This is a genomic window from Agrobacterium sp. SORGH_AS_0745 (genome assembly GCF_030818995.1).
Lineage (GTDB): Bacteria > Pseudomonadota > Alphaproteobacteria > Rhizobiales > Rhizobiaceae > Agrobacterium > Agrobacterium tumefaciens.
This window is the reverse complement of sequence record NZ_JAUTBI010000001.1, coordinates 1905722-1920867: the sequence shown is the minus strand read 5'-3', so window position 1 is coordinate 1920867 and position 15146 is coordinate 1905722. Positions and strand designations below refer to the sequence as shown.

Sequence of the window (15146 nt, the reverse complement as noted above, 5' to 3'; positions counted from 1 at the left end):
GGGGCTTTTCAAAAGCCTCTAAATACACGGCTTTCTGGCCCGCTGCCGACATACCGGAATCGCGCTGGCGGATATTGTGACCATTGGTGGAGACGGTCCAGGTGCATCGCCATGGGGTGCCTGACTTGGCCCGCGGTGCGACAGATCATATTGACGGTTAACCGCGTGTTGACTTCCCGTTTGACGAGATGGCCTAACATAAGCAGAATCTGAAATTGGACCCCGCCGCACCCGGTTTTCATGCCGTGCGGCAAGCATACGGCGCCATCATGCGACTTAGTACCATCACGAACCTGGCTTATGCTGTCACCCTCGTGCTCACGACAGTATCGGCGACCACATTCATTCTATCGGCCAGAAGCGCTTCTCAAGAGCGGGTGGCAATCCAGAATCATCTCGAACTGACCGATCTCGCCGAAGAACTGGCGATCATTGCGGACGAGCGCACCGAGGAGGCGCGTCTTTACGTCATGCGAGGCGACGAGCAACATCTCGCAAAATTCTACGTCGACGAAGATCAGGAAAAGCACCTTGAAAACACCCTGGACAAACTCGCAGCTCTTGGTGTTTCGCCGCAAGAGGCAGGCTCATTTCAGGAAATCCGAAAGAGCGCCGACGCACTGGACAAGATGGAGCGCGATGCAATCGGTTTCTATCGATCCGGCCGCCAGAACGATGCACAGCAGGTCCTGTTCGGCGATGAGCACTATCGACTGCATACGGACCTGCTGACAACCGTCGCGACGCTGAGAGAAGCCATTGCGGCCCGATCGCAGGCGATGGTTGACCAGGCTAAAGACCGAAGCGATTTCTACGGATCAATCGCGAAGGCAATGCTTGCCCTCACCGCCCTGATGTTTGTGGCCGTACTCTATTTTGTCCTCAGCAGACGCGTTGCCTTGCCGCTTATCAAAATGAGCAACATCGTTACGCGGCTTGCCCGGCAGGATTACAGTATCGACCTGCCCGACGAAGGCCGGCGTGACGAAATCGGTGAAATGAACCAGGCTATCAGGATCTTCCGCAGCAACGGGCTGGAACGGGAACGGCTTGACGCGGAGCACCGCAGGAATCAACGCATCAAGGACCTGATCCTGCAGATGATGCATCGGATTCAGGCCTGCCAGAATCAGGAAGAATTGTCCGACGTCGTTTCGAAATTCATGCCGCAAATTTTCCCGGCCATTGCCGGCCGCCTGCTTGTTCTCAAGGAAAACAGTTCGGTTCTCCAATCGACCGGACAATGGTCCGATCCTTCGTTTTCCGCCCCGGAATTTTCGATAGACGATTGCTGGGCTCTCCGTCGCGGACGTCCCCACGCCAGCAACCCGGGCGGAGACGATGTTGTCTGCCATCACCTACATGGCAGTTTCGGAACCGGCCTGTGCATACCACTCACCGCATTGGGCGACACCGTCGGCTTATTATATCTTGAGATTCCGCAGAGTAGCGAGACGCTGGAGTTAGAGCGGCTATATCTCGAACTCCTCGCCGAAAATATAGGCCTTGCCGTTGCAAACCTCCAGCTTCGGCAGCGGCTGGTTGGCATGGCACGGCAAGACGCCCTGACCGGTCTTTTGAACCGTCGATCGCTTGATGAGACGCTGAACAGGCATATTGAAAAGCCAACCAATTCGCTTGCATGTCTGATGCTCGACATCGACCATTTCAAGCGCTTCAATGACCGGTTTGGCCATGATGCCGGAGATGCGGTGATGCAATATGTCGCCCAGGTGCTGTCGGAAGCTGTCGGCGATCTGGGTGAACTATTCCGTTTCGGCGGTGAGGAATTCACTGTGCTCATGCCGGCTGGGGGCATTGAAGATGCCATCAAGGTTGCTGAGAAACTCCGGCACGCGGTCGAGCGCGCACCTTTCACCTACCGGGGCCGTCTGCTTGACTCGATCACCATATCCATCGGTATCGCAACGTCACCGGGTGCCGGAACCGTGAGCAGCGTCCTGGAACGAGCGGACGCTGCTCTTTTGAGCGCCAAGCAGACAGGCCGGAACAAGTGGGTGTCGGCCGAGAAGCCTCCAACCGATTAGGTAGAGGCTACGCCGCACCGATTGCGTGGTTATCGAAGCAGCAGTCGACCTGGCATATTTGACCGGCTAGACGATGAGGTTCGGGTTCTTCCACAGCTGGAATCCGCCTTCGAAAGCAAGCGCATTGTCTCCGCGGCGGCATCCGGGCGGCAGGGTATCGAGTTTTTCGACATTACCGCCGCCGATGACCACCTCATCCGGTTCAAGGGCTGCAGTCAGACGCTCTACGACATCAGTGACGCGCTTTTGCCATTTGGCATTGCCCTTCTCTTCGCGATACGCCTCTCGGAGATAGTACTCGTACGTTTTGCCCTTCCGATAGGGAAGATGAGCGATCTCCATGGGCTGGGCCACGTTTTCGACAATCATCGCAGCTCCCAGGCCTGTTCCGAGACCGAGAAACAACATGCGCCCGCCCTGATAGGAGCCGATTGCCTGCATCAGCGCATCGTTAACGATACGAACCGGGCAGCGGAAAGCGCCGGCGTAATCATAACCGACCCAGCCTGTACCCAGATTGACCGGTTCGCGAAGCGGTTTGTTGTGGACGACCGGACCGGGATATCCCATGGCGATGACGTCATAGGTCATGTCTTTCGCCATGGCGGTTACGGCGATGACCATTTCTGGCCCGGTCATCGCCTTGCCGCTTTCGACCTTGCGCTCGTCGCCACCGGCACTTGAGCGGATCTTGACGTGGCTGCCGCCGATATCGATCGCTAGAACGATCCGATCCTGTGTCATTGAACTACCGTCCGTGGTATTTGCCGGCATGGGCGTCACTCCGGATCAACCCAACCGCCTGGCGGCGCGAAACTCTCCATCTCGACCGGACCCCAGCTTCCTACGGCATAGCGTGGCGGCACGGCCGGGTCGTCGAGAATGGGCTCAACGATTTTCCATGCGAGTTCTGCCGCATCCTGACGGGTGAAAAGCTGGCGTTCGCCTGCCATCGCATCGCCGATCAGCCGTTCATAAGGCGCCATGTCGCCGATGCCGTCATCGACAGCGCCCAGTTCCACCGCCTCGCCGAGCATACCGTCCCCGGCAGCCTTGCGGCGCGCGCCAATGCCGATGGCGATATCTGGCCCGAGCCGGAAGCGCACATAATTTGCGGCCGCCGTCTCAACATCGCCGAAAAGCGCTATCGGCGGCCGCTTGAAACGCACCACAACTTCGGTTGCATGGGCAGGCAGGTTCTTTCCGGCGCGGATGAAGAAAGGCACGCCGTTCCAGCGCCATGTGGCCACACGAAACCGCACGGCGGCAAAGGTCTCGCGGCTGGAGCCGGGCGCAACGCCGGGTTCATCGAGATAACCGTCGAACTGGCCACGCACCACATCCTCGCGGCTGAGTGGTGGCATGGCTTTGAGGATCTGCACTTTCTCATCGACAAGATCATCCGAAGCGCTTGTTGCCGGTGGCTCCATGGCCAGTAGCAACAGCACGTTGATGAGATGGTTCTGGATCACATCCCGGATGCATCCAACCTCGTCATAAAACTTTCCGCGTCCCTTGATGCCGAAATCCTCGGCCATGGTGATCTGCACGCTTTCAACATGATCGCGGTTCCAGACCGGTTCAAGAAAGGCATTGGCGAACCGGAAATAAAGAAGGTTCTGAATCGCCTCCTTGCCGAGAAAATGGTCGATGCGAAAAATGGCGTCCTCTTCGAAAACCGCGTGCAGCGACTGGTTCAGCGCCTCCGCCGTGGCGAGATCGCGGCCAAACGGTTTTTCCACCATCAATCGTGCCGAGGCGGCTATCCCGGCCTTATCAAGCCCGGTCACGACGGTTTCAAACAGTGACGGCGGAATGGCGAGGTAATAAAGCGGATGACCGTGGTCACCGAGTGCGGCGCGCAGCTTTTCGAATGTCGCCTCGTTACGGTAGTCGCCGGACACGTAATGCAGTTGAGAAGCGAATTTTCCGAAGACGGCTTCATCGATCTTGTCGACGTGGCTGGTAACCGCGTCGCGCGCCCTCGCGATCAGCTGATCGCGCGACCAGTCATCGAAGGCGACACCGATGACTGGCGTTTGAAGCGCGCCGCGTTTCACCATGGCGTAAAGGGAAGGAAAGATCATTTTGTAGGCAAGGTCGCCGGTGGCACCGAACACCACGAGTACGTCCGATCGCTGCTTGTCCATGGCCGGCGCCCTCATTTTGCTTTTTCCAGATGGCCACCAAAGGCATTGCGCATGGCCGAGAGTACCTTGCCGGCAAACTCCGCCTCACCGCGTGAGGAGAAGCGCTCGAATAGGGCAGAAGCCAAAACAGGCGCAGGAACACCCGTTTCGACGGCCGCCTGAAGGGTCCAGCGCCCTTCGCCTGAATCTGACACCCGCCCGCCATACTGGTCGAGATGAGGGTCCTGCTTCAGCGCCTCCGCTGTCAGATCGAGCAACCACGAGCCGATGACAGACCCATGTCGCCAGACCTCCGTCACGGCAGGAAGATCGATGTCGAACTGGTAGTATTGCGGGTGGGCGAGCGGCGCTGTTTCCGCATCGGCCTCCCGGTGCTGCGTGCCGGCATTCGCGGCTTTCAAGATGTTCAGGCCTTCCGCATAGGCGGCCATGACACCGTATTCGATGCCATTGTGAACCATCTTGACGAAATGCCCTGCGCCTGACGGTCCGCAATGCAAATATCCCATTGGCGCCGTGCCGGTGACGGGATCGGCCGCGATGCCCTGGCCCGCACCGGGAGCGAGCGAAGCAAAAATCGGATCGAGCCGCTGCACGGCACCCAACGGGCCCCCGATCATCAGAGAATAGCCGCGCTCCAGACCCCAGACGCCACCGGATGTACCGGTGTCGATGAAGTCGATGCTGCGGGGCGCAAATTCCGCCGCCAAATCGATGGCATCCCGGTAGAAGGAGTTGCCGCCATCGATAATGGCATCGCCCGCCTGCAGTCTGGCGGCAAAGTCACGAGCAATTTTCGGCGTTATTGCCGCCGGCAGCATTAGCCAGACGGCGCGTGGCGGTGACAGCTTCGCGACCAGGTCGTCCGGCGAGGTCGCGCCAACTGCGCCTTCCTTCACCAATGCTGCGACATTGTCGAGATTGACGTCGAAGACCACGCAATCATGACCCTGTTTCAGAAGACGGCGCACCATGTTTGCGCCCATTCGTCCAAGCCCAACCATTCCGATCTGCATGCTGACACTCCATTTGTCCAATGCGCGATATGTACTTCATTCGCCGAGGCGAACGGTGAAATCCTGGTTTTCCCAATTCCCTGTGTTTGGCCAAAAGAAAGTAAAAACGATTGCGTCGCCCGCCGCCATATCCTGAACGGGCAAGTCGACGAAATATGTGCCAAGGCCGGAAGCAATCGTTCTGGTGTCGCTGGTCGTCACCCAGCCATCTGCACTCCAGTGCACGACAGCATCATCCGTCAGTTCGAGCCGCAACATCTTGCCGGCCGGCATCCCGGCAATCTTGTTATTGAAACACCAGATCCGAAGGTGGGAAGGCGTCTTGTTGAGGATGTAGCGCTCCACACCCTGCGGCGGCATGTCGAAAACGGAACCATCGGCAAGCGACCGCAGAAGTTTGATATGTTCAGCATGCGCCCAGACCAGCGGCATCGCACTTCCTGAGGGCTGGCCGTAGAAAAGCTCGTATTCGGGGATGTCGGGCTGGTCCCAGAGCTGCTCGGGGAAAAGGCCGTTCCCACCCGCCGATTTCTCCAGCGTTACCAGCAGCGCTTCGGCCACCTCCCGCCTTCCCGCAGCAAGCTCGTAATGGGCGCGTTCGCCGGTCAAAAGCGGCCATGGCCGCCCCTGCCCGGTGCCGTCGAATGCTGCTCCATCGGCGTGCTCACCATATCCATCTCCCGTATATCTATACCATACAGGTCCTTGCGGCAGATCGGCACGCAGGCAATGGTCGATTGCTTTGATCGTCGCGAGAATATGCGGATCGTCAGGCGCGCGTAGGCCGAAGCGAACAAGGGCAAGCGCATCGGGGCTGATGACGTCGCTGGTCGGCAGCGTGGAACGGTCCGGCGTCTGGTTGCGGATGGGCGTATCGCCGACTGGTCGAGCTACATCGGTCGCGTCAGGCGAAGCGATGCGAACATAGTGGCCGGAAATGCCAAGCGCGGCGCAGAATGTCTCGTCACCGGCAAAGGTCCATTGTTCGATCTGCTCGTTCCAGCAATCAGCCGTTTCCCGTAGATGTACGGCTACGGCAGCATCACCGTCCATATCGATAAGGTCGGCAGCGGCAAGCAGCGCAGCGATCTCGACGGCAAGGGTGAAGGGACTGTAGCCGGCATCCTCTTCCCACCTGTCCTCCCCGGTCGTCGGGCCGTTTGCCAGAATATAGGCTGCGGCGCGGTGGATCATCGGCATAAAATCCGCCCGCGTGGCATGATCCAGGTGACCATATCGATGCAGCATATCCGCCAGCAGGATCGGAAAGGCGCATTCATCCATCTGTACGCCCGGCCAATAGGGTTTGCCATCCAGCCAGAGATTTTGCGGCCAGCGACCCGATGGCTGCTGCACCTGACGAAGATAATTGAGGATCGCCAGCGCCTCATGGTGATCGCCGGCCGCCAGAAATCCGCCGGCCGCTTCCACCAGATCGCGCGGCCAGACCAGGTGATAGCCACCGAGATCGTCATCGCTCTTCGATGCGCCCCAAGGGATCGAAAGGCTTGCAACAACAGCGCCCGGCCGGTCGGCGGCACGATGTGCGGCGAGCACTGCTGTCGACACCCGATAGGAATTGATGCCGTGATGCGTATCGCGGTCGAGCGTTTCCAGCCGGTCTTGCCAGTTGCGCCAGTTGGCAACGTAGGCCTCGTGCGCCCGTTCAAAGCCATGCTTCAGACTGTAAACGGCCGCCGCAGCCGCTGCATATTCCGTCTCGCCAAAGCCGAGCGCCAATGTTGCCGCGCCATTGACATCACTGAAGTCGATCTCACCTGCCAGCGAGACATTTCCGTCATCGGCTCGCTGGTACTCTTCAACGATGCGTCCGTGCCGATGCAACTGCTGCCAACCATCGGAAACACCCACGAAACCGGCGCTGACTGCCCGCCAAGGCAGATCGCAGACAAGCGCAAGATATCGTGAACGGCCGGTCGCGAAGAGGACCTGATGTCCCTCATAGTCGCCAATCCAAGCCGAGTTAAGATTGCCTGCATTGACGAGATGAGGTGCCAGCAGCGCAGTCACGCGATAATCCGAAATTTGTCCCTTCAGGGGAATGAACGAAAGCTGCTGAAGAACACTGGCCCGCGCGGGATCGCTGATCACCTGTTTCTCAATTCTGAACGAGCCATCCGTCGCCGTATTGGTAATGTGAAATGCCGGAATTCCACTTTCAAAAGGGCGGGTGACGGATACGCAGTCGCGTTTTTCTTCCGAAAAGTAACCCTCAGGCCCAGTGACAACAAAACCGAGATCGCGGGTGCAGGCACTGTCTATCCTCGGATAATAGACCTCGTTCAGAATGCCGTGGCTGAGCGTGAACCAAATAGGCGATGCTTCCGACAGCGCAGTGCCGACCCCGTTTTTGGCGCTCGAAGTCCAGCGCGCTTCTATGCCAGGCGCGCCCGGTGCAAAATCCAGTCCGGTGCGCATCATGAAATGTCTCGGTTACGCTGATGAGGCAGACGAAAGTGGCGCGAATTGCAGTCCTGAGCAGTCATGACGGGTATCTCGACCTTGAACCAAGGCTTTGTTCCTGGATAACAACAGGAAACGGGCTTACCGGTTCCTTGCTCATATCCACAACGGATGCAGCCTCGCCATAAAGCTAGGTATTGGCGAACTGGTACACAACTAAAGATTTGGTAATTTAAGCCGCGCCGCGCGTGGAGGTTTTGGGTTGCAGGACCAACACGCTCAGCCACCAAGCCGCCGCTAGAGCGGGCGGCCGTTGTGGATCACACAGATATTGCCGATGAACCGGCTATTCCAAGTGGACATCAACCGCCCGACCAGCCCCTCGCATTGCCTATGGCGCGTGCAAAGCGAGCGTGATCCGCTTCTTCGACCGATCCGTCGGGTTTGAATATCTCGGCATCTTTTCGCATGGCGGTTACATCGATATCGCACAGTTCCGCGAGACCAAGCGTCGTCAACTCGCGCATGGCCGGAACGCAGATGGTCCGACCACTGGCAGCGGCCAGGAAACGGGCAAAATAGCGACTGTTCGACAGGCCGCCATCTATCGAAATCGTATCGCCGATGGGAACGAAAGTCTGCGCGGCTTCGATCAACCGAACCGTCAGCAGGGCAATGCCCTCAAGCAGGGCGCGCACCATGTCACTCCGCGCCGTTGCGTGGTCCATGCCGATGAAAAGCGGTACGGCCTGTCTATCCCAATATGGCGCGGCAAGGCCCGAAAATGCGGGCACGAACACCAGTCCACGACGAACGGCCGATGAACCCTCAAAACCGTCAAGTTCGGTATTGTCAACATAAAGGCCGATCTTTCGCGCCCATTCCAGCGCGGCACCGGCGTCATAAACCCCGCCTTCTATGGCGAAAATGGCCGCGCCGCCTTGCTTTTGCCAGCCAATGGTGGGCAGAAGCTCCCCCGACAACGGGCGTTCGTGACCAGCGATGGCCAACAGAAAGGCGCCCGTGCCGAAGGTTATCTTACAATCGCCCGGTTTGCGGCAACCGTGCCCATAGAGCGCCGCCTGCTGATCGACGATGGAAACGCGAATGGGCGTTCCCTCGATGGAACCGAAGCCGCCATTAACAGGACCGATTGCGGGCAGGCAATCCAGCGGCACCCCATGAAGAGCGCAGAGTTCCGGGCTCCAGGCACCGGTTGCCAGATCAAGCAGTCCCGTCCGCGAGGCCGTTGCAAGGTCGGTGCGAAAACAGCCTGCAAGCCGATCCAAAAAGAATGCGTCGGTTGTGCCCAGGCGCAACCGCCCTTCGGCTCTCGCCCGTGCCACCGCCGGATTGTGCCTTAGCAACCACGACAGTTTGCTCGCCGAAAAATAGGGATCGAGCGGCAATCCGCAAATCTCTTTCGATCGTTCCGCAGCCGATTGGGGCAGAGCGGCCAGGGCTTCGGCGGTGCGGGCATCCTGCCAGACGATGACGGGCGACAGCGCTTCCCCACTCTCGGCATCCCACGCCAGGCAACTCTCGCCCTGGTTGGCGATCGCGATCGCATCTACCGGCCCGGCATCGGCCAGTACCGCGCGGATGTTGCGCAACAGCTCTTCCGGATCATGCTCCACATGGCCGGGGTTTGGATAGAACTGTGCATGACGCAGGCTTGAGACGAGTTGCGCCGTGCCACCGTCGCTTATCACAAGGCATCGGGTCGACGTCGTTCCCTGATCGATCGCCGCTATGCGCATCAATTCGTCTCCTGAAAGTGAAAGGCAATCTGGGTCGCCTCAACGGCGGCGCGGGGAATGGGCACAAGCACACGGCGTTCCGGCAGCCACCGGCCGGACTTGCTCCACACTTCCGTTCCATCAAGATGAAGCGAAAGCCTGCCTTGAACACGTCTGATGAAGCGCAGCTGAAAATCGAGAAAAGCCGGCCGGTCAAGTCCCCCCGATCGCACCATGGTGGGTACCGCGAGTTTGAGCGGGTCGGCGAAAGCGATACGCACTGCCTTTGCGTTGCAGAGTTCGCGGGTGAGATCGTCGGCAACGGCAGCACCCACGCGGCGGCCTTCGCGAAACGACCAGCCACCCGTTTCCACGGCCCGCAATACGTTCCCCGTGGCGAAGAACATCGGGTTGGCCATCCGGCCGTCCTGATCGATCGTAGGGCCATCGCTGCCCGCCGCCACATCAACAGGGGATGCGTTCAGAAGCGTTGCCTCCGGCGTGAACCGCCCGGTGAGGAGAACACCATCGCACTTGACGGTGAGGATACGGCCATCTGCCAGCCGGATGTCGGCCTCCTCGACACGACCGCTCCCACGAATGTCCACAAGTGTTGCGCGGCAATAAAAGGGCACTCCGACCAATCGCGGAAACCACCGGAAAAGCGACCGCGCCAGCGGTTCCGGCTCAGGCTCGATCATCGCCACCGGCCGCGCGCCATGCGTCAGGCATGTGAGAAGCGCGGAAAAGGAAACCAGTTCCGAACCAAGGATAAGCGGCCGGCGAAAGGGCATGATGCCATGAAAGGCGACATAGGATTGCAGCGTGCCAGTGGTGATCACTCCCACCGGCCGGTCGCCCGGCAGGAGCCGCGCTGAGCGTGGTTTTTCCCGCGCGCCCGTCGCCAGCACAATGCGCCGGGCCTTCAACGTTTCCGCACCGCGCGCAGACGTAACCAGCAGCGTACCGTCCTGTCCGAGTTCCACCACGGAATGACGGGTGCGGACATCGACGCCCGCATCCTGCGCCTGCCGCTGCAGACGTCGCGCATAGGCCGGGCCGAAATAAACGCGTCCGAATTCGCGCATGCCGAAAGGCGAATGTGTGCAATGACGGGGTGCGCCGCCAAGGGCTGGCTCACGCTCGAGGACCATCACACGCGCAACGCCGCGTGCTTTCAGCTCCAGCGCTGCCGCCACGCCCGCCGGGCCGCCGCCGACCACGATTACATCTGCATCCGGAATGTTTTCTTGCGTCTGCTGAAAAGGCTTCCGGGAGCTCATCGATCGTCTCCCGGACGGACCGCAAGCGGTACAGCCAGACGGTCGCCCGTCATCGCGGCCAGCCGGGCGTTGCAGTAAAATCCCTGACAGCGCCCCATGCCGGCGCGGGTGCGCCGCCGCAGACCTCCGAAATCACCCGGCGGCACCGGGCTGGAAAATGTCGCCTCGATCTCACGGCGGGTGACAAGCTCGCAATGGCAGACGATTTCGCCATGATCAGCGCGCTGCCAGTCCCGCTCGCAGGTTTCGCTTAGGTTCGGCATCGTCACATGAGGCACTGCGGGCGGGGGCATGAAGCGCATGCCGAAACTTTCGTGAAGCGCCAGAGCGTGCTGCGCCAGACCAAGTGCCGCACTGAGACCGGTGGATCGCACGCCGCCAAGCGTGATCGCGCGCAGGTCCGGCCGTGCGGAAATCCGGTAATGTTTCTTCTCGGAGGCCGGGCGCAAGCCGGCATAGATAGCGGTCACGGGAATGGAGGCGAGTGCCGGAACGATCTCCCTGCCGCGCGTCAGCAGCGCTTCCAGCGCTGCCGTTTCTACCGTCGCACGCTCGCGGTCATCCTGTTCTTCCGCCGTCGGGCCGATGAGAACGTTGCCGAAGGCGGTTGGACACACAACGATGCCCTTGGTGATTTCGGTGGGAACGGGCAGGACGATGCGCGGCACGTGCCGACGGGCGGCCTTGTCGAGAACGACGAATTGTCCCTTGCGAGGCTTGATGTTGAAGTCTGGGACAAGCCCCAATCGCGCATCGACGATATCGCCGAACAATCCGGCCGCATTGACAACGCTCGCCGCAAGGATCAGACCCGCCGTCGTCTCTATCTGCCACGCGCCATCAAACGCACCGGACAGGACTTCGGCGTTGCGCACCAGCTGCGCGCCAAGCGCCACCGCTTGCGTAAGATAGCCCAGCGGCGCGGACCAGGGATCGATGACATGTTCACCCGGAACTTCGAGTGCTGCGACAAGACGGTCGGACAAGCCGGGCATGGAATCCCGGGCCTGCCGGGCCGTGAGCAGACCGAGCTCGGCAATGCCGTTGCGTCGCCCCTGCTCGGCGATCGCCTCCAGGCTTTGCGCCTCGTCGGGATTCCACGCACAGACCAACGCGCCGGTTTCAACGAGGCTAAGGCCCATCTGCCTGTGGATGGACAGATATTCTGCCCGGCCTGCCTTCACCAATTCCAGTTCCAGACTGCCTTCAGGCGCATCGAAGCCGGTGTGGAGGATAGCGCTGTTGGCCTTCGATGCACCGGAAAGAATATCGGACCCCTTCTCGATGATCACGACCTTCGCACCAGCCAGTGCGAAACGACGGGCAACCGCGCAACCGACCACCCCGGCACCGATAACGGCGACGTCGAATGCTGTGGAGAGGCTCTGGACCATGGGCTTGCCTTTATTTTCGTGGTTCGAAAGCGAAATCAACAGGCGCAACGGATCGAGCCGATGCACCTTGCCGGATCGTGGCTATGAATGAGATCTGCTTTGTTTCTAGTCGGACAAAGCCGTCAGCGGCTTTTCGAATTCAACCAGCGTCACGCCACTTGTCTCCTGCTGGCACATGGCGCTGATCAGGGTCATGATCTTCCCCGCCGCTTCGACGGGCGGCACGCCACCATCACGAATATTGGAAATGCAGTTGCGTCGGGAGTCCGGCAGCCCGGTCTCCGGCCTGAAGGTGACATAGGCGCCAAGACTGTCGGCTGCCGAAAGGCCCGGCCGCTCGCCAATCAGGATCACCGCCACCTTTGCGCCGAGCACGGCTCCCACATCATCCGCCAGCGCAACCCGTGCCTGCGTGGCAAGTGTGATCGGCGCAACCGTCAATCCGTTGCTTGCAAGTAAATTAAGCAATGCCGCTGCCACCGGCACTGCATTCATCTCCACAGCCGTTGCGGAAAGCCCGTCGGCGATTACCAATGCGACATCGGCTCCCTTGGCCTGCCCGTCGAGCGCCAGACGGCCTTCGTCTGAAAGAGCAAGGCCGAGATCGGGTCGGCGCAGGTAATCCGCACGGTCCTGCGCGCGGCTTGCGACATGCACGACATCCGCACCCGAAGCGCGCAAGTCACGCTCCATTTTTTCAATGTCCAGCGGACGCCACACTGCCTGGCGCGCCTGCGCATGATCCAACAGAAATGTCTGTACCGCGCGCGTGGGCGGGCTTGCACCCGTGCGGCCGAGCGCCACGCGTGCATCGGTTGCCACACGCAGGGCCTTGAGACGTTCCGGCGGGCTGGAGATAAGGGAGGGCCGGCGGTCACGCATCAGGCGGCGTCCCTTCCAAGAAAATCAAGTTCGCGAAGCCCGCGGTTCATCAGCGCAGGGTTCTCGATCATATGACCGGCGGCATCCGTCACGCCCATATTCACCAGCCACTCCTCAAACTCCGGCGCAGGCCGACGCTTCAGCGTTTCGCGGGCATAGATCGAATCGTGATGGGAAAGCGTCTGGTAGTTCAGCATGACGTCGTCCGAGCCTGGCACGGTAATGACGAAGTTCACATCCGCGGCGCACAGCATGGTCAGCAGCACATCCATGTCTTCCTGGTCGGCATCGGCGTGGTTGGTGTAGCAGACGTCGACACCCATCGGCAGGCCAAGCAGCTTTCCGCAGAAATGATCTTCAAGCCCGGCGCGAATGATCTGCTTGCCATTATAGAGATATTCCGGACCGATGAAGCCGACGACGGTATTCACCAGAAGCGGCGAGAATTCGCGCGCCACGGCATAGGCACGCGCCTCCATCGTTTGCTGATCGACACCAAAATGCGCATCGGCCGACAGGGCAGCCCCCTGCCCCGTCTCGAAATACATGAGGTCGCTGCCGATAGTTCCGCGCTTCAGCGACTGACCAGCCTCATGAGCCTCTCGCAGAACGGCAAGATCAATGCCGAAGCCCGCATTGGCCTTCTGGGAACCGGCAATCGACTGGAAAACCAGATCGACGGGTGCAGCGCGCTCCATCGCCTTGATAGCCGTCGTCACATGGCCAAGGCAGCAGGTCTGGGTTGGAATGTCCAGCCATTGCCGCAGATCGTCGAGCAACTGCACGACGCGGATATAGTCCGTCACAGCGCTGGTGGCCGGGTTAACACCGATCACCGCATCGCCGCTCCCCAGCAGCAACCCGTCAATGGCCGAGATGGCGATGCCACGGGAACTGTCAGTCGGATGATTTGGCTGGTTGCGGGTGGACAGGCGGCCGGAAAGACCAATCGTGTTGCGAAAACGGGTCACGACTTCCCGTTTGGCCGATACCGTCACGAGATCCTGCAGACGCATGATCTTGGAGACTGCCGCCACCATTTCCGGTGTCAGACCCCAGCTTACCGCTTCAAGTTCCGCGTGCCCGACCTTGGAATTGAGCAGCCACTCGCGAAATTCACCAACCGTCAGAGAAGACACCGGCGCGAAGGCCAGTGCGTCGTGCTGGCGCGCTATCAGGGCCGAAATCTCGTCATCGTCCGAGGCGATCAATTCCTGTGCAACAAAGGTGGAAAGCGGCAGATCGGCCAGCGCCATCTGCGCCGCCAGTCTCTCCACCGGCCCTTCCGCCGCGATCCCGGCCAATTGGTCACCGGACCTTTCCGGCGTCGCCTTTGCCATCAGGGTCTTCAGATCGTCGAAACGATAGGTCGTGCCGGCTGCGATCTGTCGATAAGCCATTTTTCCGGCCCCTTACTTCACGAAAGTCTTCGTCAGGCCCACCGTGCGGTCCACGATCAGGACGACGGCAAGCGTGAGCACGATCAGAAGAACGGAGATGGCGGCAACAAGCGGATCAGCCTGGGTTTCGACATGCTGATACATGGCAACGGGAAGCGTCGTGATGCGCGGACCGGTGAGGAACAGCGAAATCACGGCTTCATCGAACGAGACGAGAAAGGAAAGCGCTGCCGTTGCAACGATGCCAGGCGCGATCATCGGCATGGTGACGCGGCGAAAGACGGTAAGAGGTGACGCCCCGAGCGTGAAGGCGGCCTCCTCGTAGATCAGCGGCAGGCCCGCAAGCGACGTGGTGAGTACACGCAGCGCATAGGGCAACACGATGATCAGATGCGCGATCACCAGACCCGTGAATGTACCGAGCAGGCCCGCACCGGCAAAGACGATCAGGATCGCAAGGCCAAGAACGATGGTCGGCAGAAGAAGCGGCGCGGTGAAGAAGGCGAGCAATGTATCCGCGCCAATCACCCGCATCCGCACGATGGCATAGGAGGCGGGCAGCGCAATCAGCATGGACAGCACGGTAACGATGACCGCAAGGAGCGTGCTGGTGCCGAGGGCGCCGATCATCTTGGAATTGTGCATGAGATCCACATACCAGCGCAGGCTCCAGCCGGAGGGTGGGAAGGTCATGTAGCTGTCGGCCGAAAACGAGATCGGCACGACGAGCACCACGGGCGCAAGGAGGAAAAGGAACATGATGAAGGCGACAATTTTCAGCGCCAGCGGAGCGGGACGTTCTTCCATCTT

11 protein-coding genes are annotated in these 15146 nt (G+C 60.1%); 1 reads left to right on the top strand and 10 read right to left on the bottom strand.

Annotated elements, in window-relative coordinates; genetic code table 11:
• Positions 1-269: 269 nt before the first annotated feature.
• On the top strand, positions 270-2048 hold the full coding sequence (locus QE432_RS08730) for a diguanylate cyclase (RefSeq protein ID WP_306623790.1): 1779 nt from the start codon (positions 270-272) through the stop codon (positions 2046-2048).
• Between the two features lie 66 nt (positions 2049-2114).
• On the opposite strand, the gene QE432_RS08725 is transcribed toward QE432_RS08730, so the two are convergent.
• From QE432_RS08725 to QE432_RS08680, 10 genes are all read right to left on the bottom strand, one after another.
• Entirely contained in the window at positions 2115-2792 is a 678-nt protein-coding gene (locus tag QE432_RS08725) for an ROK family protein (RefSeq protein WP_306623788.1), read from the bottom strand.
• A gap of 35 nt (positions 2793-2827) precedes the next feature.
• Positions 2828-4213 carry a glucose-6-phosphate dehydrogenase gene (zwf, locus tag QE432_RS08720; protein WP_082546231.1) on the bottom strand — a complete coding sequence of 462 codons (1386 nt, stop codon included), beginning with the start codon at positions 4211-4213 and terminating at the stop codon, positions 2828-2830.
• Positions 4210-5214, bottom strand: coding sequence for a phosphogluconate dehydrogenase (NAD(+)-dependent, decarboxylating) (gene gnd / locus QE432_RS08715; RefSeq protein ID WP_013761314.1), 1005 nt, complete (start codon positions 5212-5214; stop codon positions 4210-4212). Before gnd ends, zwf begins: the two co-directional genes overlap by 4 nt.
• 36 nt (positions 5215-5250) lie before the next feature.
• Entirely contained in the window at positions 5251-7656 is a 2406-nt protein-coding gene (locus QE432_RS08710; RefSeq protein ID WP_162736212.1) for a glucan 1,4-alpha-glucosidase, read from the bottom strand.
• 344 nt (positions 7657-8000) lie between these two features.
• Entirely contained in the window at positions 8001-9398 is a 1398-nt protein-coding gene (locus QE432_RS08705) for an FGGY family carbohydrate kinase (RefSeq protein WP_060642718.1), read from the bottom strand.
• A complete protein-coding gene (locus QE432_RS08700) occupies positions 9398-10660 on the bottom strand; it encodes an NAD(P)/FAD-dependent oxidoreductase (protein ID WP_060642717.1) in 1263 nt (420 codons plus the stop codon). Before QE432_RS08700 ends, QE432_RS08705 begins: the two co-directional genes overlap by 1 nt.
• Positions 10657-12054: an NAD(P)/FAD-dependent oxidoreductase gene (locus QE432_RS08695; RefSeq protein ID WP_060642799.1), complete on the bottom strand. Its 1398-nt coding sequence runs from the start codon at positions 12052-12054 to the stop codon at positions 10657-10659. Before QE432_RS08695 ends, QE432_RS08700 begins: the two co-directional genes overlap by 4 nt.
• Before the next feature lie 105 nt (positions 12055-12159).
• Complete coding sequence (gene eutC / locus QE432_RS08690; RefSeq protein WP_306623786.1) at positions 12160-12936, bottom strand: ethanolamine ammonia-lyase subunit EutC; 777 nt, start codon at positions 12934-12936, stop codon at positions 12160-12162.
• Positions 12936-14336, bottom strand: coding sequence for an ethanolamine ammonia-lyase subunit EutB (locus QE432_RS08685; protein WP_060642715.1), 1401 nt, complete (start codon positions 14334-14336; stop codon positions 12936-12938). Before QE432_RS08685 ends, eutC begins: the two co-directional genes overlap by 1 nt.
• 12 nt (positions 14337-14348) lie before the next feature.
• Positions 14349-15143, bottom strand: a complete 795-nt coding sequence (locus tag QE432_RS08680; protein WP_060642714.1) for an ABC transporter permease — start codon at positions 15141-15143, stop codon at positions 14349-14351.
• Positions 15144-15146: the final 3 nt, after the last annotated feature.